General features: G+C 73.9%; 20 protein-coding genes and 2 pseudogenes. 8 read left to right on the forward strand and 14 right to left on the reverse strand.

All coding sequences use genetic code 11. The annotated features are described in order from the left end of the window. Positions 1-191, reverse strand: a pseudogene (locus E1285_RS31260) (NYN domain-containing protein); the annotation flags it as partial. Positions 192-486: 295 nt separating this feature from the next. Here E1285_RS31260 and E1285_RS31265 point away from each other — a divergent pair. Continuing rightward, the gene (locus E1285_RS31265; protein ID WP_132158170.1) at positions 487-1,284 is read left to right on the forward strand and encodes a tyrosine-protein phosphatase; all 798 of its coding nucleotides are present in this window, start codon (positions 487-489) and stop codon (positions 1,282-1,284) included. A 169-nt stretch (positions 1,285-1,453) separates the two neighbouring features. Here the strand turns inward: E1285_RS31265 and menD are convergent, their stop codons facing one another. From menD to E1285_RS31280, 3 genes are all read right to left on the reverse strand, one after another. Next, positions 1,454-3,121 (reverse strand): 2-succinyl-5-enolpyruvyl-6-hydroxy-3-cyclohexene-1-carboxylic-acid synthase, encoded by a 1,668-nt coding sequence (menD, locus tag E1285_RS31270; protein ID WP_132158171.1) that lies wholly within the window; start codon positions 3,119-3,121, stop codon positions 1,454-1,456. Then, a complete protein-coding gene (locus E1285_RS31275) occupies positions 3,118-4,080 on the reverse strand; it encodes an o-succinylbenzoate synthase (RefSeq protein ID WP_132158172.1) in 963 nt (320 codons plus the stop codon). Before E1285_RS31275 ends, menD begins: the two co-directional genes overlap by 4 nt. A gap of 64 nt (positions 4,081-4,144) precedes the next feature. After that, positions 4,145-5,044, reverse strand: coding sequence for a 1,4-dihydroxy-2-naphthoyl-CoA synthase (locus E1285_RS31280; RefSeq protein WP_132158173.1), 900 nt, complete (start codon positions 5,042-5,044; stop codon positions 4,145-4,147). A 110-nt stretch (positions 5,045-5,154) separates the two neighbouring features. Here E1285_RS31280 and E1285_RS31285 point away from each other — a divergent pair, with 110 nt between their 5' ends. Both E1285_RS31285 and E1285_RS31290 read left to right on the forward strand, forming a co-directional pair. Beyond that, positions 5,155-6,333 (forward strand): AMP-binding protein, encoded by a 1,179-nt coding sequence (locus E1285_RS31285; RefSeq protein WP_207946953.1) that lies wholly within the window; start codon positions 5,155-5,157, stop codon positions 6,331-6,333. Positions 6,334-6,597: 264 nt separating this feature from the next. Further along, on the forward strand, positions 6,598-7,944 hold the full coding sequence (locus E1285_RS31290; protein WP_132158174.1) for an RNA polymerase sigma factor: 1,347 nt from the start codon (positions 6,598-6,600) through the stop codon (positions 7,942-7,944). A gap of 93 nt (positions 7,945-8,037) precedes the next feature. Here the strand turns inward: E1285_RS31290 and E1285_RS31295 are convergent, their stop codons facing one another. The 5 genes from E1285_RS31295 to E1285_RS31315 form a co-directional block, all read right to left on the reverse strand. Continuing rightward, positions 8,038-9,015, reverse strand: coding sequence for an ABC transporter permease (locus E1285_RS31295; protein WP_243723169.1), 978 nt, complete (start codon positions 9,013-9,015; stop codon positions 8,038-8,040). Continuing rightward, positions 9,012-9,995, reverse strand: coding sequence for an ATP-binding cassette domain-containing protein (locus E1285_RS31300; protein WP_132158175.1), 984 nt, complete (start codon positions 9,993-9,995; stop codon positions 9,012-9,014). Before E1285_RS31300 ends, E1285_RS31295 begins: the two co-directional genes overlap by 4 nt. Before the next feature lie 136 nt (positions 9,996-10,131). Then, on the reverse strand, positions 10,132-11,349 hold the full coding sequence (locus E1285_RS31305) for a uroporphyrinogen-III synthase (protein ID WP_132158176.1): 1,218 nt from the start codon (positions 11,347-11,349) through the stop codon (positions 10,132-10,134). Next, complete coding sequence (nirD, locus tag E1285_RS31310) at positions 11,333-11,755, reverse strand: nitrite reductase small subunit NirD (protein WP_132158177.1); 423 nt, start codon at positions 11,753-11,755, stop codon at positions 11,333-11,335. The genes E1285_RS31305 and nirD overlap by 17 nt, the downstream gene beginning before the upstream one ends. A 96-nt stretch (positions 11,756-11,851) precedes the next feature. Beyond that, complete coding sequence (locus tag E1285_RS31315; RefSeq protein ID WP_132158188.1) at positions 11,852-13,996, reverse strand: molybdopterin-dependent oxidoreductase; 2,145 nt, start codon at positions 13,994-13,996, stop codon at positions 11,852-11,854. A 302-nt stretch (positions 13,997-14,298) separates the two neighbouring features. Between E1285_RS31315 and E1285_RS31320 the strand changes: the two genes are divergently transcribed. Next, positions 14,299-14,793, forward strand: coding sequence for an NUDIX hydrolase (locus tag E1285_RS31320; RefSeq protein WP_132158178.1), 495 nt, complete (start codon positions 14,299-14,301; stop codon positions 14,791-14,793). 37 nt (positions 14,794-14,830) lie between these two features. Here the strand turns inward: E1285_RS31320 and E1285_RS31325 are convergent, their stop codons facing one another. After that, on the reverse strand, positions 14,831-15,079 hold the full coding sequence (locus E1285_RS31325; RefSeq protein WP_132158179.1) for a hypothetical protein: 249 nt from the start codon (positions 15,077-15,079) through the stop codon (positions 14,831-14,833). A 215-nt stretch (positions 15,080-15,294) separates the two neighbouring features. Between E1285_RS31325 and E1285_RS31330 the strand changes: the two genes are divergently transcribed. Next, positions 15,295-16,668, forward strand: coding sequence for a nitrate/nitrite transporter (locus tag E1285_RS31330; RefSeq protein WP_132158180.1), 1,374 nt, complete (start codon positions 15,295-15,297; stop codon positions 16,666-16,668). Here E1285_RS31330 and E1285_RS31335 read toward each other — a convergent pair. After that, positions 16,616-17,353 carry a maleylpyruvate isomerase N-terminal domain-containing protein gene (locus tag E1285_RS31335; RefSeq protein WP_132158181.1) on the reverse strand — a complete coding sequence of 246 codons (738 nt, stop codon included), beginning with the start codon at positions 17,351-17,353 and terminating at the stop codon, positions 16,616-16,618. The genes E1285_RS31330 and E1285_RS31335 overlap by 53 nt on opposite strands. 179 nt (positions 17,354-17,532) lie before the next feature. Then, positions 17,533-17,949: a plectin gene (locus E1285_RS31340; RefSeq protein ID WP_132158182.1), complete on the reverse strand. Its 417-nt coding sequence runs from the start codon at positions 17,947-17,949 to the stop codon at positions 17,533-17,535. A gap of 114 nt (positions 17,950-18,063) precedes the next feature. Between E1285_RS31340 and E1285_RS31345 the strand changes: the two genes are divergently transcribed. Both E1285_RS31345 and E1285_RS31350 read left to right on the forward strand, forming a co-directional pair. Further along, the gene (locus E1285_RS31345; RefSeq protein ID WP_132158183.1) at positions 18,064-18,636 is read left to right on the forward strand and encodes a TetR/AcrR family transcriptional regulator C-terminal domain-containing protein; all 573 of its coding nucleotides are present in this window, start codon (positions 18,064-18,066) and stop codon (positions 18,634-18,636) included. Positions 18,637-18,878: 242 nt separating this feature from the next. Continuing rightward, positions 18,879-19,082, forward strand: coding sequence for a DUF5999 family protein (locus tag E1285_RS31350; protein ID WP_131882899.1), 204 nt, complete (start codon positions 18,879-18,881; stop codon positions 19,080-19,082). Positions 19,083-19,193: 111 nt separating this feature from the next. Here E1285_RS31350 and E1285_RS31355 read toward each other — a convergent pair whose 3' ends face one another. After that, a complete protein-coding gene (locus tag E1285_RS31355) occupies positions 19,194-19,814 on the reverse strand; it encodes an alpha/beta family hydrolase (protein ID WP_132158184.1) in 621 nt (206 codons plus the stop codon). Between the two features lie 38 nt (positions 19,815-19,852). On the opposite strand from E1285_RS31355, the gene E1285_RS31360 reads away from it, so the two are divergent. Further along, positions 19,853-20,278: a PPOX class F420-dependent oxidoreductase gene (locus E1285_RS31360; RefSeq protein WP_132158185.1), complete on the forward strand. Its 426-nt coding sequence runs from the start codon at positions 19,853-19,855 to the stop codon at positions 20,276-20,278. A 48-nt stretch (positions 20,279-20,326) separates the two neighbouring features. Here the strand turns inward: E1285_RS31360 and E1285_RS31365 are convergent. Continuing rightward, positions 20,327-20,671 (reverse strand): annotated as a pseudogene (locus tag E1285_RS31365) (tetratricopeptide repeat protein); the annotation flags it as partial.

A 20,671-nucleotide genomic window follows, 5' to 3' on the forward strand; every position in this document is an offset into this window, starting at 1 on the left:
ACCCACGCCACCGCGCCCCACACCGCGGCCGTGGCCGCGAGGTTCAGCCCGATGGCTCGCACGTAGTAGCCGCGACGGCGGTCCATCAGCCCGCTCTCGCGGACGCGCCGCGCCAGCGGCGCGAAGTCGCTGCCTGACGACCGGCCCTGCTCAGCGGGCGGAACGGGCAGAGCGGGCAGAGTCGCGGGCATGAAGTCTCCATTCACGAAACAGCGGGGACGACCGATTCAAAAATACGGAGCGTGAGACCGTCGGGTCGCCACGCTGCAGAGCCATACACGGTCTGGCTCCCAGGTCCCGGTCACGCCCGGAACCCCGCATTCCCGGATCACCACCGCAGGTGCCCTCCACCCTTCCCCCGCAGCACCGGCCGTCACAGGAGCCCAGCACCCCTATCCGGGTAGAGCTAACCCCCCATACCCCATCCCGCGCAGACGGGACCCTGCGCAAGGGACCAGGCACGACAGCCATATAGGGTCACAAGTCATGGATGACGCGACCCGGTGGATCGACCTGGACGGTGCGGTCAACGTCCGCGACCTGGGCGGACTGCCCACCGCCGACGGGCGGACGACACGGCGGGCCCGGGTGCTGCGCTCGGACAACCTCCAGGACCTCTCCGTCGCCGACGTACGGCTCCTCCTCGACGACTACGGCCTCAAGAACGTCATCGACCTGCGCAGCGACGCGGAAGTCCGCCTCGAAGGCCCCGGCCCGCTCGCACGCGTACCCTCCGTCACCGTCCACCAGCTGTCCCTGTTCCCCGAAGGCGGCCGCCACACCGACGTCGCCGCCGACACCGTCGACGTCGGCAAGGCGCTCCCCTGGCAGGAACGTCCCGCGGACGGCCCGCAGCCGGACCGCGCCACGGGCCACTACCTCGGCTACCTCAACGACCGCGGCGACTCCATCGTCGCCGCCCTCCGCGTCATGACCCGCACCGACGGGGCGTCACTCGTGCACTGCGCGGCGGGCAAGGACCGCACCGGCGTCGTCTGCGCCCTCGCCCTGGACGTCGCCGGCGTCACACGCGAGGCGATCGTCGCCGACTACGCCCAGACCGGCGAACGGCTGGAGGCGATCCTGCGCCGCCTCCGCGGCAGCGACACCTACGCCACCGACCTCGACTCCCGGCCGGCCGACTCCCATCTCCCCCACGCGACCATCATGGAAAAGCTCTTCGCCCGGGTCGACGAGCAGTTCGGCGGGACGCTCGGCTGGCTGTCCGGCCACGGCTGGACCACCGACGACACCGAAGCCCTCCGCACACGGCTCCTCGCCTGAACAACCCATGAACCAGCCGCCGTGCGGCTTCTCGTCGTTGTCGTCTGTTGGTTGTGCTGGCAGTGAGGAGATCGCACCAGCCCGACGCCTTTACATTGTAATTTTAAGGCTCAAGCGACTAGGGGATCACGGGCGGCAGAGCCTTGCGGTGCCGGTCAGACGGTGCCGGTCAGGCGAGGACGTTGCGGACCGCGGCGTGGGCGGCCTTGCGCATCTCGGCGTGCAGCACCGCGTTCGCGTGCCGGTCCGTGCGCGCCTCCACGATCCGCAGCCCCTCCCCCGCCAGCGCCTTCGGCACGCCGGCCGCGGCGTCCAGACGCCGGTACGGGAGGCCGTACGCCGCGGCGAGGGCCTCCAGGTCCACCTGGTGCGGGGTGCCGAAGACCCGCTCGAACGGGTCGGACAGGGCCGCCTGCGGCAGCAGCGAGAAGATCCCGCCGCCCTGGTTGTTCACCACGATGATCGTCAGGTCGGGCCGCCGGTCCCGCGGGCCGAGCACCAGCCCGTTCTGGTCGTGCAGGAACGCCAGGTCGCCGAGCAGCGCGAACGACCGGCCGCTGTGCGCCAGCGCCGCGCCCATCGCGGTCGACACCAGCCCGTCGATGCCGCTGGCGCCCCGGTTGGCCAGGATCCGGATGCCGCGCCGCGGCCGCATCACCTGGTCCAGGTCGCGGATCGGCATGCTCGCGGCCGCCAGCAGCAGCGACCCGCCCGGCAGCGCCGCGACCAGGTCGCGGGCCAGCCGCGGCTCGCTCACCTCCGGCACCGCGTCCAGCACCTCGTCGACCGCGGCCGCGGCGGCCAGGTCCGCGGTCCGCCACGACTTCAGCCACGCGTCGTCGCCCGACACCACCGGGATCTCCACCTCCGGCGCGACCTGCGTCGCCGACCGGACGGGATCGGGCCAGTGCGCCAGATCCGGCGCCAGGACGATGTGCTCCTCCGCGCGCCGCAGCAGCGACATCATCGGCCGCGACAGGCCCGGCTTGCCCAGCGTCACCACCACCTCGGGACGGTGCCGCTCCACGAACTCCGGGACGCCCAGCAGGAAATGATGCGACGACAGCGCGTGGTCGCCGTAGCGGGCGTTGCCGTGCGGCTCGGCCAGCACCGGCCAGCCCGCCATCGACGCCGCCGCCACGTAGCGCTTGACGTTGGACGCGCCGTCCCCCACCACGAGGACGCCCCGCCTCGTCGGCGGGACGTGCAGCACCGTCCCGGGCGTGGCCGCCCGCACCTTCGTCCACGCGCCCGTCGCGTCGCCGTCGAGGGGCTCGCACCACGTCTCGTCGCCGTCGGGGATCAGCGGCTCGCGGAACGCGGCGTTCAGATGCACCGGGCCCGCCCCCGGCGCCTGCGCCAGCCCCCACGCGCGGCTCACCAGCGACCGCCAGTACGCCACCATGCCCGGCCGGTTCTCCGGGACGCCGATCTCGGTGCTCCACCGCACCGCCGTCCCGTACAGCTTCACCTGGTCGATCGTCTGGTTCGCGCCGGTGTCGCGCAGCTCCGGCGGACGATCCGCCGTGATCACGACCAGCGGGACGCCCGACTCGTGCGCCTCGATCACCGCCGGATGGAAGTTCGCCGCCGCCGTCCCGGACGTGCACACCAGCGCCACCGGGCGGCCCGACCGCTTGGCGATGCCCAGCCCGAGGAACGACGCCGACCGCTCGTCGATCCGCACGTGCAGCCGGATCCGCCCCGCCTCCGCGGCGGCGTCCAGGGCCAGCGCCAGCGGCGCCGACCGCGACCCCGGCGCCAGCACCGCGTCGGTCATCCCGCAGCGCTGCAGCTCGTCCACCATCACGGTCGCCAGCGCCGTCGCCGGGTTCACGGCGCAGCCCCGATCACCGCGGGACCGCCCAGATGCGCCTGCGCCCCGGCGACACGCTCACGCCATACCCCGCCGCGGGCCTCATCGGGGGCCTCCCAGCGGCGCAGCGCCTCCTCGTCCACCACGGGACGCCGCACCGCGATCTCCCCCGCCACCGGCCACAGCGGATCGCCGGCGACGTCGCCCTCCAGCAGCGACAGCGTCCCCAGCCCGCACGCGTACGGCAGCTCCGGCAGCGCCGCGGCCAGCGCCACCCCGGCCGCCAGCCCCACCGACGTCTCCACCGCGCTCGACACCACCACCGGCAGCCCGCACGCCTCCGCGACCCGCAGCGCCGCGGCGACCCCGCCCAGCGGCTGCACCTTCAGCACCGCCACGTCGGCGGCGCCCGCCGCCCGCACCTTCAGCGGGTCCTCGGCGCGGCGGATCGACTCGTCCGCCGCGACCGGCACGTCCACCCGCCGCCGCACCAGCGCCAGCTCCTCCAGCGTCGCGCAGGGCTGCTCGACGTACTCCAGCTCCCACCGGTCCAGCGACCGGATCATCCGGGCGGCGTGGTCGACGTCCCAGCCGCCGTTGACGTCCACCCGGACCCGCCCGTCCGGGCCGATCGCGTCGCGGACGGCCTCCACCCGCGCCAGGTCGTCGGCGTCGGTCTGGCCGCGCTCGGCGACCTTGACCTTCGCGGTGCGGCAGCCGGAGTCCTTCGTCATCGCGAACGCCCGGTCCGGGCCGACCGCCGGGATCGTCACGTTCACCGGGACCGCCTCGCGGACGGGCGCCGGCCACCCGTCCCACGCGGCCTCGCGCGCCGCGGCCAGCCAGCGGGCGCATTCGGCCGGGCCGTACTCGGGGAACGGCGAGAACTCGCCCCATCCCGCGCGGCCGCGGACCAGGACGCCCTCCCGCCGCGTGACACCGCGGAACCGCGTCCGCATCGGGATGGAGTAGACCCGCACCCGGAAACCCCCTGACCTGCGTGCCGAATCACGGTATTCCCGGATCACACCGTGCGTTCGGCTTTTAGTAGTACCACGGGTAGGGGGACCAGTCGGGCTCCCGCTTCTCCAGGAACGAGTCCCGGCCCTCGGCCGCCTCGGCGGTGCCGTAGGCGAGCCGCGTGGCCTCCCCCGCGAACACCTGCTGCCCCACGATGCCGTCGTCGACCAGGTTGAACGCGTACTTCAGCATCCGCTGCGCCGTCGGGCTCTTGCCGTTGACCTTGCGCCCCCACTCCAGCGCCGTCGCCTCCAGCTCCGCGTGCGGGACGACCGCGTTGACCATGCCCATCCGGTGCGCCGCCTCGGCGTCGTAGTCGTCGCCGAGGAAGAAGATCTCGCGGGCGAACTTCTGCCCGACCTGCCGCGCCAGGTACGCCGACCCGAAACCGCCGTCGAAGCTCGCCACGTCCGCGTCGGTCTGCTTGAACCGCGCGTGCTCCCGGCTCGCGAGCGTGAGATCGCACACCACGTGCAGGCTGTGCCCGCCACCCGCCGCCCAGCCGGGCACCACGCAGATGACGACCTTGCCCATGAAGCGGATCATCCGCTGCACCTCCAGGATGTGCAGCCGCCCCGCGCGCGCCGGGTCGATCGTCTCCGACGTCTCGCCCTCGGCGTACCGGTAGCCGTCCTTGCCACGGATCCGCTGGTCGCCGCCGGAGCAGAACGACCAGCCGCCGTCCTTGGGCGAAGGCCCGTTCCCCGTCAGCAGCACGCAGCCCACGTCGCTGGACATCCGGGCATGGTCCAGCGCCCGGTACAGCTCGTCCACCGTGTGGGGACGGAACGCGTTGCGCACCTCGGGACGGTTGAACGCCACCCGCACCGTGCCGTGGTCCACGGCACGGTGGTAGGTGATGTCGGTGAAGCCGAACCCCTCGACCTCTTTCCACGCGTCCGCGTCGAACAGCTCCGAGACCATGTCGTCCTTCCCCTAGGTTGTCCGCGCCGGCGGGGGCGCGGGCGGCCGCTCCCCATTCAACCCGCCGTGGATTCGAACACGTTCAGCGGGGGTCGTACCCTGATGAGATCATGGATCGTCCTCTGCACGCCGCCGTCCTGCCGCCCGGCCCCCGTCTGCTGCGGGCCCTGGCCGGAGCACTCGACGGCGGCCCCGCGGTCTGCCCGCTCTCCCCCGCCCTGCCCCGGCCGGCGCTGCGGGCCCTTCTGGACGCCCTGGCCCCTGACGCGATCGAGACCTCGGACGGGCTCGTCCCCCACACGCCCCGCGGCGGGCACGTCCCCGTCGCCGAGGGCACCGCCGTGCTGATCGCCACCTCCGGCTCCACCGGCGCCCCCAAGTTCGTGGAGCTGGCCGCCGCCGCGCTGCGCCATTCCGCCGAGGGCACCCTCACCCGCATCGGCGCCGCGGCGGGAGACCGGTGGCTGTGCTGCGTGCCCACAAGCCACATCGCCGGCGTGCAGGTCCTCGTCCGCTCCCTCGTCGCCGGGACCGCCCCGGTCATCGCGCCCCGCTTCGACCCGGCCGCCGTCGCCGCGGCGGAAGGCGCCCACGTGTCGCTGGTGCCGACGCAGCTGCGCCGCCTGCTGGACGCCGGGACCGACCTGTCGCGGACCGGCGCGATCGTCCTCGGCGGCGCCGCCGCCCCGCCCGGCATGCTCGCCAAGGCCCGCGGCCGCGGCGCCCGCGTCTTCACCACCTACGGGATGAGCGAGACCTGCGGCGGCTGCGTCTACGACGGGACGCCCCTGCCCGGCATGCGCGCCGCGATCGGCGGCGACGGACGGATCCGCCTCGCCGGCCCGTCCCTGTTCACCCGCTACCGGCTGCGGCCCGAAGAGACCGCCGGGGCCAGGGACGGCGAATGGTTCGTCACCCGGGACCTCGGCGCCTTGGAGGACGGCCGGCTGCGCGTCCGCGGCCGCCTCGACGACGTGATCAACACCGGCGGGGAGAAGGTCGTGGCGGGCGAGGTCGCCGCCGCCCTGGCCCGCCACCCCAAGATCCGCGACGTCGTCGTGGTCGGGCGTCCCGACTCGGAATGGGGCGAGCGGGTCGCCGCCGTCGTCGTCCCGGTCCCCGGCGCCGGGGCACCGGAGCTGGCGGAGCTGCGGGCCTTCGTCCGCGAGACGATGCCCGCCTGCGCGGCGCCGCGCGAGCTCGAGCTGGTGGAAGCCATCCCCCTGCTCGCGTCCGGCAAGCCCGATCGTGCGCGCCTCCGCTCCGCGGCGGCGGATGTGGTGGAATGAACCGGGATCGTAGCGGGTTGAAGCGTTTCGTTACGGCCCGCGCCCTTTACATAGTAAGATAGGGCCTGGATCGCCTCCGCCCGCGTGAAACCGCCCTCTCCGGGCACCACGGCCTATCGGGTCGCTCCTCCACGACCCCCGCGGGCCGCCGTTGCCGGGCGCCGGGAACAAGAACCCGGCCGTGCGACGTTCCGTTAAGTGCGTGCGCCACCAGCGAACAACAATCCGCGCCGCACTCACACACCGAAGGGAGAGGGTGTCGCCATGCCGCGAAGCGCCGTCGAGACCCCGCTCACGGAGGCGGCGGGCCCCGCGCTCGACGACCTCCTGAAGCGGGGCCGCGCCCAAGGGCGCCTCTCGCTCGACGAGGTGAGGGGGGCCTTCGAGACCGCCGGGATCAGCCCGGCGCAGGGGCGTTCCATCCTGCGCGAGCTGTCCGAGGCCGGAATCAGCCTGGCCGGCGAGGCCGACACCGTCCGCAAGATGGCCGCGGCCGCCGACCACGACGGCGGAGACGCCGCCCAGGCGGCGGCGTCCGGCCCCTCGAGGCGCGCCCCCCGCAAGAACGGCGCCAACGGCAAGGCCGCCCCCGCCGCGAAGGCCGCCCGGAAGGGCGGCGCCGGGGACGACACCACCGACGGAGGGTTCGACGTCACCGAGGTCGAGGCCGCCGACGAGCCCGCCGACCTGGACGACCAGTCGACCACCATGGGCGACTCGGTCCACACCTACCTCAAGGCCATCGGGCGCCGCCAGCTGCTCACCGCCGAGCAGGAGGTCGACCTCGCCAAGCGCATCGAGGCCGGGCTGTACGCCGAGTACAAGCTGGAGACCGAGGACCTCACCCCCCGCCGCCGCGCCGACCTGGAATGGGTCGCCGCCGACGGCCGCCGCGCCAAGGCCCACATGCTGGAGGCCAACCTCCGGCTCGTGGTGTCGGTCGCCAAGAAGTACTCCGACCGCGGCCTGTCGCTGCTGGACGTCGTCCAGGAGGGCAACCTCGGCCTGATCCGCGCGGTCGAGAAGTTCGACTACTCCAAGGGCTACAAGTTCTCCACGTACGCGATGTGGTGGATCCGGCAGGCCATACAGCGCGGCTTCGCCGACTCGGCCCGCACGATCCGGCTGCCCGTCCACGTGCTGGAGATGCTGAGCAAGCTCAGCCGCATCGAGCGCGACATGCACCAGCGGCTGGGCCGCGAGCCCACCCCGGAGGAACTGGCCGTCGAGCTGGACAAGAGCCCCGAGCAGATCCGCGAGCTGCTGCGCACCAGCCGCCAGCCGATCAGCCTGGACTCCACCATCGGCGAGGACGGCGAGACCCGCATCGGCGACCTCATCGAGGACACCGACAGCCCCGAGGCGTCCGAGCTGGTGGACCGGCAGCTGATGGCCGACCAGCTGCGCCGCACCCTGGACATCCTGTCCCCCCGCGAGGCCAAGATCATGGCGATGCGGTTCGGGCTGTACGACGGGACGCCGCGCACCCTGGACGAGATCGGCAAGGCCCTCGGGCTGACCCGCGAGCGGATCCGCCAGCTGGAGAAGGAGTCGCTGTCGAAACTGCGGCACCCCAGCAACGCCCGTCCCCTGCTGGACTTCGCCGTCTAGGACCCGCGCAACGCACCGGAGCCCGCCGGACCGCCCACGGTCCGGCGGGCTCCGCGCGTCGGTGCGGGGCGGTGCGCCAGGGCGGGCGGCGCGTCAGTCGGAGTGGCGGAACTCCAGGATCGCCACGCTCATCAGCGCGACGCCCATACCCACGACGATGAGGACCTGCAGCCACACAGGGACGACCCAGCCGTTCCACGTCACCCCCGAGTTGAACGCCTGCTGGAGCTCGGGCGACAGGTCGAGGCGGGAGAACACCGCCTGGCGCATCGGGTCGACGGCGTAGGTGAGCGGGTTCAGCTTGGTCAGGACGCTCAGCCAGGTCGGCAGGCCGTGCAGCGGGTACAGGGCGCCGGACAGGAACATCATCGGCAGCATGGCCATCTGCATGAGGGCGAAGAACGACTGCATCTGCTTGATCCGCGCGGCCATCATCACGCCGAAACCGGTCAGCGCGAACGCCGCGAGGAACATCAGGGCGATCAGCTCGGCCATCAGCATCGGGTCGTAGGGGACCCCCGCCAGGCCCGCGAGCGCCACGATCACCACGCCCTGCAGCGTCGCCACGAGCGCACCGCCGAGGCACTTGCCGATCACGATGGCGCTGCGGCTCACCGGGGCGACGAGCATCTCGCGCAGGAACCCGAACTCGCGGTCCCACACGATCGACCCGGCGGAGAACATCGCGGTGAACATCACCGACATCGCGCACACGCCCGGGAAGATGAACGTCTTCAGGTCGATCTCGCCGCCGGCTCCCCCGCTGGCCATCAGGTTGGACAGGCCGGTGCCCATGACCAGCAGCCACAGCACCGGCTGGACCAGGCCGGACACCATCCGCAGCTTGTCCCGCCAGAACCGCAGCAGCTCCCGGTGCAGGACGATCTTCACCGCGCGCACGTCCTGCCGGAGGCCGGGCTCCGGCACCCGGACGCGGACGACGTCGGCGACCGGGCCCACCCGGTCGGTGGCGGTCGCCCCGGCGGCGCCCGTCCCGGTGGTGCCCGTCCCGGTGGTGCCCGTCCCGGTGGTGCCCGTCCCGGTGGTGCCCGTCATCGTCTCCTCCGTCATCTCCCCATCGCGCGCATCGTCAGGCGCATGCGGTCGCTGCTCCCGGCCTCGGCGTCCCGGATCGTCGAGCCCGTGAAGGACATGAACACATCGTCCAGCGACGGCCGGGACACGTTCACCGAACGGATCGGGACGCCGAGTCCGGCGAACAGGCGCGGGACGAACTCCTCACCGGCGGCCACCCGGAACGTCACGGCCCCCTCGGACATGACCGCCTCCAGGTCGAACCGCTCCTTGAGCGCGGCGATGGCCGCCTCGTCGTCGGAGGTCTGGATCCGGACCCGGTCCTCGCCGACGCCCGCCTTCAGCGCCTCGGGGGTGTCCAGCGCGACGATCGTCCCCGAATCCATGATCGCGATGCGGTCGCAGAACTCCGCCTCGTCCATGTAGTGCGTCGTCATGAAGATCGTGATCTCTTCGGCGTCCTTGAGCTGCCGGATGTAGTCCCAGATCGACGCCCGGGTCTGCGGGTCGAGGCCGACGGTCGGCTCGTCCAGGAACAGCACCCGCGGCGAGTGCAGCAGCCCGCGGGCGATCTCCAGGCGGCGCTTCATGCCGCCGGAGTAGGTCTGCACCAGGTCGCGGCGCCGCTCCCACAGCCCGACCATCTCCAGGACCTGCCGCATCCGCTCGCGCATGACCGTCCGCGGCACCCCGTACAGCTCGGCGTGGAAGCGCAGGTTCTGCTCGCCCGACAGGTAGCCGTCGAGCGTCGGGTCCTGGAACACCAGCCCGATGTTGCGGCGCACGTCGTCGCGCTCGCGCACCACGTCGTACCCGGCCACCAGGGCACGCCCGCCCGTCGGCTTCAGCAGCGTGCAGAGCATGTTGATCGTGGTGGACTTGCCCGCGCCGTTCGGGCCGAGGAACCCGAAGATCTCGCCCGGGCGCACGGCGAACTCGATCCCCCGTACGGCCTCCACCTCGCCGAACCTCTTGATCAGGCCGTCCACCTCGACGGCCGGTCCCCCGTCCGGCATGGAGCCTCCCTCCGGTTGGAGCATACGCCCCATTCTGCGGCATCGGGAGGAAGGATCATAAAGCGCCCCGCCCGGCGGGCAGGGGGCCCACCGCGCCGGGGACCACGGTGTCCATCCGGCGCGGCGGGAGTCGCGTTCAGCCTCCGGCGCCCGTCCGGAGCGGTTCGGCCAGGCGCGGATCGCACGCCAGCCGGTAGCCGCGCTTGACGACGGTCTCCACGATGCCGGGGCGGCCGAGGCCGCGCCGCAGCCGCGCCACGGCCATCTCCACCGCGTGCTCGTCGGCCTGCGGGCGCGCCTCCCGCGGCCGCGCCTCCCGCGTCCATCCGCCCCCGGCGCCGGCGCCCCCGGCGACGAGGCGGCTCGGCAGGACGCCGCACAGCTCCCCCCGCGACACCACGTGCCCGGGGCGCCTCGCGAGCGCCCGCAGGATCGCCATCGGCGCGGGCGCGATCGGCCGCAGCTGGCCGTCCAGGACGACGGCGTGCCCGCGCAGCTCCAGCGAGGACCCGCGCACCGACAGCCGCCGCGACCGGCGGACCGGCAGGTCCGACACCAGCGCCCGCACCAGCGCGCCGAGCCTGGCGCGCTCCGGCTGGACGGTCGGGACGCCGCGCCCGGTGAGCGCCTGCGCGGTGACGGGCCCGACGCACGCCGCGACCACCGGGCCGCGCATCGCCTCCAGCAGGGACTCCTCGAGCCCGTCCTCGGCGGCCACGGCCAGCGTCGCGGCCACCGCGGGCGCGCTGGTGAACGTGATCGCGTCGACCGTGCCCGCGACGGCCTGGCCGACGAGCCGCCGCAGCGGCGTGGCGTCCTCGGTCCGCGACCACCGGTACACCGGGATCTCGATCACCTCGGCGCCCGCGGCGCGCAGCGCGCCGGTCAGCTCCGGCTGCCGCTCCCCGTACAGCTGGACGGCGACCCGCGCGCCGGCGAGGTCCTCCTCCAGCAGGCGCCGGGTCACCTCGGCGCACTCCTCCGACTCCGGCGACCAGCGTTCCTGAAGGCCCGCCGACCGGATCGCGCCGCGCGCCTTCGGGCCGCGCGCCACGATGCCGCTCCCCGCCAGCCGGGCGATGAGCCGGTCCCGCATCCCCCACCCGTCGGCCGCCTCCAGCCAGGCGCGGAACCCGATCCCGGTCGTGACGACGACATGGTCGAGGGGGGCCTCGGCGCACGCGCGGGTGGCCTCCAGCAGCTCGGCGTCGTCGGCGAGGGGGATCAGGCGGATGGCGGGGGCGAGCACGACCCGGGCGCCGCGCCGTTCCAGCAGCGTCGCGAGCTCCTCGTGGCGGCGGGCCGCGGTCACGCCGACGGCGAACCCGGCCAGCGGCTCACTGCCGGTGCTCATCGGGGAGCGCCACCTCCACCCGGTCGCCGGCGCGGCGGACCGGGAAGGCCGGCAGCGCCACCCGCGGGTCGTCCAGGCACGCCCCGGTCCGCAGGTCGAACACCTGCTTGTACATGGGGGACGCGACGGTCGGGACGCCGTCCCGGGTGCCGAGGATCCCCCGGGACAGCACGTAGGCGCCGCTGAACGGGTCGAGGTTCGACAGCGCGTACAGACTCCCGTCGAAGGCCCGGAAGATCGCCACCTGCGTCCCGTCGACCATCGCGCAGGCACCGCGCTCGGGAGTCAGGGCGGCGTAGGAGCAGATGTCGAACCAGCGGGCCGTGCCCGTCCTGCCGGCGCTCGTCCGGGCCGCCGGCCGGACCCGCGGGCCCCTGGTCATCGTCGCTTCGGGTGTCGTGGTCATCGCGCGGCATCCTCCTGGCGGGTACTGATGGACTGATCCTCCGCAGGGGCCGTTTCGCGATTGGGTCCCCTTTGTCACCGGCGTGTTAAAAGGCGCTCACGCCCCCGGTGCGTGCGGCGGGGAGGCCGCCGCCGGTTCCAGCCGGACCGCGCAGACCTTGAACTCCGGCATGCGCGACACGGGGTCCAGGGCCGGGTTGGTGAGCAGGTTCGCGCGGCCCTCCCCCGCCCAGTGGAACGGCATGAAGACGGTGTCGTGGCGTATCGCGCCGGTGAGCCGCGCCCGGACGGTGGCCGTCCCCCGGCGGCTCTCCACCCGCACCTGGCCGCCGTCCTCGATGCCGAGCCGCGCGGCGAGGTCGGGATGCAGCTCGACGAACGGCCCCGGCGCCGCCTCGGCCAGCGCGGGGACCCGCCTGGTCTGCGCACCGGACTGGTACTGCGCCAGGACGCGGCCGGTGGTCAGGTACACCGGATAGCCGGCGTCGACGTCCTCGTCGGCTCCGTGGTGCTCGGCCGGGACGAACCTGGCGAGCCCGTCCGGCGTGGGGAAACGGTCGAGGTAGGGCCTCGGGGTGCCCGGATGGTCCCGCGAGGGGCAGGGCCAGAACACCCCGCCCTCCGCCTCGATCCGCTCGTAGGTGATGCCGGAGTAGTCGGCGGTCCCGCCCGCGCTGGCGCGGCGCAGCTCGGCGAAGACCTCCGCCGGGTCCGTGCTCCACTCCCCCGGCGCCCTGAGCCGCCCGGCGAGCGCGCCGATGATCTCCAGATCGGTGCGGACGCCGTCCGGCGGCGGGACGGCGCGGCGCCGGCGCAGCACCCGGCCCTCCAGGTTCGTCATCGTCCCGGACTCCTCGGCCCACTGCGCCGCGGGCAGCACCACGTCCGCGCGCCGCGCCGTCTCCGACGGGACGAAGTCGGCCACCACCAGCAGGTCGAGGGCGCCGAGCCGCTCCTCCACGGCCGCCGCACCGGGCGCCGACACCACCGGGTTCGACCCGAACAGCAGCAGCGCCTTCGGCCCCGCGGCGGTGCCGAGCGCCGACAGCAGCTCATGCGCCGAACTCCCGGGACCCGGCAGGGTCTCCGGGTCCACGCCCCACACGCCCGCCACGTGCGCGCGGGCCGCCGGGTCGTCGATCCTCCGGTAGCCGGGCAGCTGGTCGGCCTTCTGCCCGTGCTCGCGCCCGCCCTGCCCGTTGCCCTGCCCCGTCAGGCACCCGTAGCCGGAGCCCGCGCGGCCCGGCAGCCCGAGGGCCAGCGCCAGGTTGATGAACGCGCTCACCATGTCGGTGCCGCGGGCGTGCTGCTCGGCGCCCCGCGCGGTCAGGACGTGGGCGCGGCCCGCGCGGGCCAGCAGCCGCACGGCCTCCCGCATCCGCGGGACGGGCACGCCGGTGATCCGCTCGACCCGGTCCGGCCAGTACGCGTTCACGACCGTCCGGACGGCGCCGAACCCGGTGGTGCGGGCGGCGATGTAGTCCTCGTCGGCCAGCCCCTCGGCGATCAGCAGGTGCAGCAGGCCGTTGGCGAGGGCGATGTCGGTGCCCGGCACGGGCTGCAGGTGCAGGTCGGCCTGCCGGACCGTGGCGGTGCGGCGCGGGTCCACGACGATGAGCGCGCCGCCGCCGTCGCGCATCTCGGTCAGGTGCCGCATGAACGGCGGCATCGTCTCGGCGACGTTCCCGCCGGCGAGCAGCACGGCCCCGGACGCCGCCAGGTCCGTGACGGGGCCGGGCAGCCCGCGGTCCATCCCGAACGCCCGCCCGGACGCCGCCGCGGCCGACGACATGCAGAACCGGCCGTTGTAGTCGATCTGCGACGTGCCGAGCGCCACCCGGGCGAACTTGCCGAGCTGGTAGGCCTTCTCGTTCGTCAGCCCGCCGCCGCCGAACACCGCGACGGCGTCCGGCCCGTGCAGCGCCCTGAGCCGGCTCGCCTCCGCGGCGACGCGGTCGAGCGCCTCGTCCCACGTGCAGGGCTCCAGCGGCGCGTCCCGGCTGCGGCGCATCATCGGCGCGGTCAGCCGGTCCGGGGCGGTCAGCAGCTCCGCGGCCGTCCAGCCCTTCTGGCACAGCCCCCCGCGGTTGGCGGGAACGTCGTCGCGCGGCGCCACCCTCACCGTGGCCCCCGTCTCCGCGCCGCCGCGCTTTCCCGTGCCGCCGCCCGTCTCCGCGCCGCCGCGGCTCAGGGTCATGCCGCACTGCAGGGCGCAGTACGGGCAGTGCGTAGGAGTCCCCATCATGCGCCCGAGACTCGACGGGGGCCGTTTCGCCCGCGAGTCCCCGATGTGACTCCAGCGTTAAAAGGCGTTCACGCCGCGCGTTCAGCGAGGTCAGGGCTCCCGGAGGGGGCGTGACCGTTCCGGCCGCCGGCCTTGACGAGAGCGTGTCAAGCGTTGTCGACCCCGGTCATGGCCGTTTCGTCGCCATTCACCCGGTTGCCGAACGGATTCGCGGCGCCAAGGTGATCTTCCGCACGGAAGCGGCCCCCGCCCCCGCCCGGCCCGGACCGGCCCGCGAAGATCACGCCTAATCTCGGTACATGCCCGACCTTGCTTACTACGCCTCACTGCCGCGCTCCCGCGGTGCCGCGGCGGCGCTCCTCCTGGACGACCTCGGGCGGGTCCTGCTGGTCAAGCCCACCTACAGCGAAGGCTGGTACCTGCCCGGCGGGGTCATCGAGGCCGACGAGTCCCCGCTGTCGGCCTGCGTGCGCGAGTGCGCGGAGGAACTCGGCCTCGTCCCCCGCCTTGACGGCCTGGCCTGCGTCGACTGGGGCTCACCACGCGACGACGGCGTCGACTCGGTCAACGTGTTCGTCTTCGGCGGCGCCATCACCGGCGAGCAGATCGCCGCGATCCGGCTGCCGCCCGACGAGCTGTCCGACCACGTCCTCGTCGCGCCGGAGAAGATCCCCGAGCTGGCGCCGCCGCACGTGGCCCGCCGGATGGACCCCAGCCTGCGGGCCATGGCCGACGGCCGCGCCGTCTACCTGGAGGACGGCCGCGAGCAGCCGTTCGGCACCTCCCCCGGCTGACGCCCGGCCGCCCGGCGCCGCTCCAGGCCATGCCGCCCTAGGCCGGCACCGCGTCCCTGGCCTGCCGTCCGCGCTCGGGATCGGCCGTCCGGGCGCAGTGCGCGGAGCAGTAGAAACGGCCGTCCACATCCACCCCGTGCCCCATGATGCGGCACTGGCAGTTCTCGCAGACCGGCGCCATCCGGGTGACCGCGCACTCGAACGAGTCGAACGTGTGCACCGCCCCCTGCGCGTGCACCTCGAACGCCATCGCGTAGTCGTTGCCGCAAACCTCGCAGGTCGCCATCGATCCTGTCTCCGTTCCCCCGCCGCCTCGCGATCACTGCCCTACCCCGGACCGGCCGGGTCACCCCCCGCCTCACAGCCGGCGGAGACGCGCTGTGCGGCGGAGTTATCACTCCCGTATGGCCGCTCACACAGCGGCGAAACCCCCCGCTCCTAGCGTCGTGCCGCCGCCGCGCCCCGCGAAGAGGGACAGGGCGCCCCAGGGAGAGGGAATCGATGACCGTCACGACCGAAGCCGCCCGCGGCGACCGCGGCCGTCCGCCCGCAGGACGCTGGATCGACGACTGGCGGCCCGAGGACCCCGCGTTCTGGTCGGCCGGCGGCGCGCGGACCGCCCGGCGCAACCTCGTGTTCTCGATCTTCTCCGAGCACGTCGGCTTCTCGGTGTGGACGCTGTGGTCGGTACTGGTGCTGTTCCTCGGCCCCGCCTACGGCATCGACCCGGCCGGCAAGTTCACCCTCACCGCCGTCCCGGCGCTGGTCGGGTCCGCGCTGCGGATCCCCTACACCCTCGCCGTCGCCCGGTTCGGCGGCCGCAACTGGACGATCTTCAGCGCCTCGCTGCTGCTCGTCCCCGCGGTCCTCGCCGCCTTCCTCATCGAGCCCGGCGTCTCGTTCACCACGCTGCTGATCCTGGCGGCCGTCGCCGGCGTCGGCGGCGGCAACTTCGCGTCCTCGATGGCCAACATCAACGCGTTCTACCCGCAGCGGCTCAAGGGCTGGGCCCTCGGGATCAACGCCGGCGGCGGCAACCTCGGCGTCGCCGTCGTCCAGCTCGTCGGGCTCCTCGTCCTCGCCACGGCCGGCAAGGACCGCCCCGGGCTCGTCGCCGGCGTCTACATCCCGCTCATCGTCCTCGCCGCCCTCGGCGCCGCCCTGCGCATGGACAACCTCACGCAGGTCCGCAACGACCGGCGCGCCATGCGGGACGCCTGCCGGGACGGCCACACCTGGATCATGTCGGTCCTCTACATCGGCACCTTCGGATCGTTCATCGGGTTCGGGTTCGCGTTCGGGCAGGTCCTGCAGGTCCAGTTCGCGGCCGAGTTCGACACGCCGGTCAAGGCCGCGTACCTGACGTTCCTCGGCCCGGCGCTCGGCTCCCTCGTCCGGCCCGCCGGCGGACGGCTCGCCGACCGGCTCGGCGGCGCGGCCGTCACGTTCTGGAACTTCGCCGCGATGGCCGCCGCGGCGGGCCTGGTGCTGGCCGCCTCGCTGCGCGGGTCGCTGGCGCTGTTCCTCGCCGGATTCGTCCTGCTGTTCGTGTTCAGCGGCGTCGGCAACGGCTCCACCTACAAGATGATCCCCGCGATCTTCCGGGCGCAGGCCGAGATCGCCGTCGCCGGCGGCGGCGACCCGGTCGCGGCCGAGCACCGGGCGCGCAGGCTCGCCGGCGCGCTCATCGGCATCGCGGGCGCGGTCGGCGCGTTCGGCGGCGTCCTGGTCAACCTGGCCTTCCGCCAGTCGTTCCTGGCCTACGGCACCGGCGACGGCGCCTACCTCGCGTTCATCGCGTTCTACGCCGTGTGCTGCGCCATCACCTGGACGGTCTACCTGCGGGCCCGCCCGGGGAGGCCGGCGGGCGTCTGACGCCCCGCGCCCCCTGCGCAGGCCTGCCCGCGCGCCGGCCCCGCGCCCGGCCGGGCGCCCCGGCGGGGTCCGGCCACTGCGGCGACCGGCCCGACGCGCGCAGCACCGACTCCCAGGCGTCCCCCGGCGACAGCGGCAGATGCGGGACACCCCAGTGCCACGCCGACACCAGCAGGTCGGGGTCGCGCGGCTGGTACGGCTCCCCGACGGCGCGGGCCATGTCCCAGGCGTGCAGATGCCACTCCACGCACGCCGCGCCCGCGTGGTCGCCGACCGTGTACTTGGTGCCGCGGTAGATCAGATGCGTCCGGTCCCACATGTCCGGCATCAGGTCCGCGTACGCCCCCGCCGACACCCCGAACGCCATGATGCGGTCGGGTCCCGGTTCGGGCGGCAGCACCGCCAGCTCCGCCGCGTTCTGCCGCGCCTGCTGCCTGATCAGCACCGCGGCCGGCCCCTCCCGCGCGAACAGCGTGGCCAGCCGGCTGTCGGGCGCGTCCTGCAGGTACTCCAGGAAGTTCTCCGCGACGCACCGCAGGTGCCCGGCCAGATCGATCAGGCGCCAGTCGGCGCAGGGCGTCGGCGCCTCCCAGTCGCCGGCCTTGTCCGCCAGCGCCCGGATCGCCCGCATCCCGTCCTGGTAGGACTCGAGTACGCGGCACCGGTCCGGTGGCGTGCGCTCCACGTGACTTCCCCCCGCGTCCAGAGCACCGTGTGCCCTCCCCGCCGGGGCGCGGCCGCGCCCGTCGCGTTGCTGCGACATGCTGCGCGGGGCTCCCCCGGCGTTCCCCGAGAGGGCAGACTCTCAAAGTTCGGTGGCCGGTGCCACCCGGTGACGCTGTGTCGTCACACGTCGGAGAAGGCTCACACGACCGCGGTGGGCTGCGTGCGGAAGCTGAGGCGGTGCGCCTCGCGGGCCGTGCGCAGCCGGTCGACCTCGTCGGTCCACGGGCGCACCGCCGCCCGTGCCTTGGCCTTGCGGTAGGCGATCTCCGCGGCCCGGCGCGTCTTGGCGTCCTGCTCGCCCGTCGAGTAGACCTTCGTGCCCATCGCGACCCGCTCGGACGCCTCCGCGGCGGCGAGCACGGACGTCATCGCCCGGTCGAACGCGGCCGTCAGCTCCCGCAGCACCGGCTCGGACGTGTCCGCGCCCTGCGCGTCCCGCAGCGCCCGCTCGGCCTCGCCCGCCGCCTCGAGGCGCCCCTCGTACTCGCCGGCCAGCCGCTGGTCGGCCTCGTACAGCTCCGCGACGTCCTTGCTCACCCGGCGGCCCAGCGGCATGGTGGTTCTCCCTCAGCGGTCGTGAATCCGGTCGGAGCCAGCGTACGCGGGCCATGGGCGTGTCGTGGCGGCGGACACCCGGCTTCGGCCCTTTACGTAGTAAGGTCTGTGCTCATGGTCAGGCAGCCCAGCATCAACGCGCAGCACCGGACGCCGCTGTCCACCGAGCGGATCATCGAGACGGCCCTGCAGATCGTCGACGGCCAGGGCCTCAGCCGGCTCACGATGCGCCGCCTCGGCGACGCGCTGGAGGTCGAGGCGATGGCGATCTACCACCACCTCCCCCGCGGCAAGGAGCAGCTCCTGGACGGCCTCGTCACGCACGTCGCCTCGGCGCCCGCACAGGCCGAGGGAGCGGCCCCCGGATCCTGGAAGGACGTCCTGCGCGGCTGGGCGGCCGGATACCGGGGGCGGCTGCTGGCGCACGCCGGCGTGCTCCCCCTGGTCGTCACCCGCCGCAACCCCGCGGCGCTCACCGCGACGGTCGCGTCGCTGCGCGAGGTCCTGCGCCGCGGCGGTGTCGCCGAGGACACGGCCGCGGTCGCCGCGCACACCCTCCTCGGCTACGTGATCGGCCACGCCGCGCTGGAGGTGCGAGACACCGGCGAGGACGGCGCGGACCGCGCGGTCGACTGGGACGCCCGCTTCACCGCCGGGCTCGAACTCGTCATCGGCGGCGTGGGGTAGTTCCCGGCGGGCATCGCCGAGGTTTCACGACCGGACGGCGTGTCGTTCCTCGTCCGTCACGTCCGGGAGAGACGCTGTGCCTGGCACCTCAGGGTGAGACGGGTCACATGCTCCGGTACCTCGGTACCAACGGACAACCGTCCCAACGGGCTATAGCCGGGGATTGCGAACCGTTCCACACTTAGGTGCGTCAATAAAGGAAAGCACACGACCGACAAGTAGTTGAGACCGGAGGCACCACGATGTGCCCGCACCAGCCGCCCTGTCCCTCGCACGACGAACCCGACCGCGACGCCGCGCGGACGCTGGCCTCGCACCCCGAGCAGGGGTGGAGCCTGCTGTGCAACGGCGTCGTGCTCTTCGAGGACACCGGTGAGCTGCTGCCCGACGGGGGAGTCATCGCACCGCACCGGCCGACGGACCTGCAGGCTCCGTCCGCCGCTTGAACGGTCTCCACGGGGGGACTAGTTCGAACGGATGATCATCCTCGGGGGCACGGCCCACCCGCCCGCCGTCTCCGGACCCGCACCGGGCCCGGAACCGACCCGCTGAACCCGCTACTCCGGGCCGCCCGCCCGCACCGGACGGGCCGCCCATCTCCGCAGCCACGGCTCCGCCGCCCTCCCGGCCGCGGCGGGGTCCCGGCTCAGATCGTGCCGCTCCCCCGCCAGCACCGCGACGTGCGCCGCGTCGGCCGCGTCCGGAACCCCGAACGGGTCACGGTCACCGTTGACGACGAGGACCTCCACCCCCGCCGAACGCAACTCCTCCACCCGGGTCTTCTCCGGGCTGCGCGGCGGACGCAGCGGGAACGCCAGCGCCACGACGCCCGCCGCCCCCGCTTCCGCCGCCGTCCGGCACGCCACCCGGGCGCCGTTGCTCCGGCCTCCCTGCACGAGCGGGACGTCCCCGAACCTCCCCCGCACCACGCCGATGATCTCCAGCCACGCCTCGTCCTGCCTGGCCGCCGCGCCCGGCGCGCGGCGTCCGGCGAGCCGGAACGGCTGCATGACCCGCGCGACGGCGCCGCCGAGACCGAGCGCGGTCTCCCGCACGGCGAGCAGGTCGGGCGCCCCCACTCCCCCGTTCGACCCGTGCGTCAGCACCAGCAGGAACGCCGGGTCGTCGACCCCGTCCAGCGTCACCTCGGCCGGCCCCTGCGACGTCACGATGTCCATGCCGCTCACCGTAGCCGCCGAGATGATTCACTTGCCGCATGGAGAAGATGACAGAGAGCGAGTGGCGGGCCTTCGTCTCCGAGGGCACCCGCACCGGCAAGGCGGCCGTCACCCGCAGGGACGGGGCACCGCACGTCACGCCCGTCTGGTTCGTCCTCGACGGGGACGACGTGGTGTTCAACACCGGCCGCGACACCGTCAAGGGCCGCGCCCTGGCCCGCGAGCCGCGCGTCTCCATCTGCGTGGACGACCAGACGCCGCCCTACTCCTTCGTCGTGATCCAGGCCGAGGCGTCCCTGATCGAGGACCTGGACGAGATGCGCCGCTGGGCCACCGCCATCGGCGGCCGCTACATGGGAGCCGCCCGCGCCGGGGAGTTCGGGGCGCGCAACGCCGTCCCCACCGAGTACCTCGTCCGGGCCCGCATCACCAAGGTGATCGCCGAACGCGACCTGGCCGCCTGAACTACCCGGCCGCCTGAACTACCCGGCCGCCTCGAAGGAGACCGCCGCTCAGGCCTCGGGCCAGTCGGGGACGGGCTCGCCCATGGCCAGGCGGAGGCGCTCGGCGAAGCTCTCGTGGAGCAGCGGACCCCACGCGTAGCCGCTCGGAACACGCACCGCCTTCCCGAGGACGTCGTGGGTGTCACCCGGGCGGCGCTCCCGCGGCGCCTCGGCGTACCGGACGGCGAGCAGCGCGTACATGTGGTCGAGGGCGCCGAACGCCTCGCCGGTGAGCGCCGGGAGCGTCCCGTCCGACACGGCCTGCTCCAGGACCGGCTCCCACCACAGGTCGGCGGGGTCGCCGTCCTCCTCGTCGGCGGCGAAGTCGCGGCGCAGCCGCGCCCGGACCTGCCC

The sequence above is a fragment of the Actinomadura sp. 7K507 genome (assembly GCF_004348425.1).
GTDB lineage: Bacteria > Actinomycetota > Actinomycetes > Streptosporangiales > Streptosporangiaceae > Spirillospora.

Coding starts and splice junctions, on each gene's coding strand:
- E1285_RS31325 (WP_132158179.1), bottom strand. CDS start 15,079: ATGGCGACCTGCGAGGTTTGCGGCAACGACTACGCGATGGCGTTCGAG.
- E1285_RS31355 (WP_132158184.1), bottom strand. CDS start 19,814: ATGGACATCGTGACGTCGCAGGGGCCGGCCGAGGTGACGCTGGACGGG.
- E1285_RS31290 (WP_132158174.1), top strand. CDS start 6,598: ATGCCGCGAAGCGCCGTCGAGACCCCGCTCACGGAGGCGGCGGGCCCC.
- E1285_RS31360 (WP_132158185.1), top strand. CDS start 19,853: ATGGAGAAGATGACAGAGAGCGAGTGGCGGGCCTTCGTCTCCGAGGGC.
- E1285_RS31315 (WP_132158188.1), bottom strand. CDS start 13,996: ATGGGGACTCCTACGCACTGCCCGTACTGCGCCCTGCAGTGCGGCATG.
- nirD (WP_132158177.1), bottom strand. CDS start 11,755: ATGACCACGACACCCGAAGCGACGATGACCAGGGGCCCGCGGGTCCGG.
- E1285_RS31345 (WP_132158183.1), top strand. CDS start 18,064: ATGGTCAGGCAGCCCAGCATCAACGCGCAGCACCGGACGCCGCTGTCC.
- E1285_RS31350 (WP_131882899.1), top strand. CDS start 18,879: ATGTGCCCGCACCAGCCGCCCTGTCCCTCGCACGACGAACCCGACCGC.
- E1285_RS31265 (WP_132158170.1), top strand. CDS start 487: ATGGATGACGCGACCCGGTGGATCGACCTGGACGGTGCGGTCAACGTC.
- E1285_RS31300 (WP_132158175.1), bottom strand. CDS start 9,995: ATGCCGGACGGGGGACCGGCCGTCGAGGTGGACGGCCTGATCAAGAGG.
- E1285_RS31280 (WP_132158173.1), bottom strand. CDS start 5,044: ATGGTCTCGGAGCTGTTCGACGCGGACGCGTGGAAAGAGGTCGAGGGG.
- E1285_RS31320 (WP_132158178.1), top strand. CDS start 14,299: ATGCCCGACCTTGCTTACTACGCCTCACTGCCGCGCTCCCGCGGTGCC.
- E1285_RS31340 (WP_132158182.1), bottom strand. CDS start 17,949: ATGCCGCTGGGCCGCCGGGTGAGCAAGGACGTCGCGGAGCTGTACGAG.
- E1285_RS31330 (WP_132158180.1), top strand. CDS start 15,295: ATGACCGTCACGACCGAAGCCGCCCGCGGCGACCGCGGCCGTCCGCCC.
- E1285_RS31295 (WP_243723169.1), bottom strand. CDS start 9,015: ATGACGGAGGAGACGATGACGGGCACCACCGGGACGGGCACCACCGGG.
- E1285_RS31305 (WP_132158176.1), bottom strand. CDS start 11,349: ATGAGCACCGGCAGTGAGCCGCTGGCCGGGTTCGCCGTCGGCGTGACC.
- E1285_RS31285 (WP_207946953.1), top strand. CDS start 5,155: ATGGATCGTCCTCTGCACGCCGCCGTCCTGCCGCCCGGCCCCCGTCTG.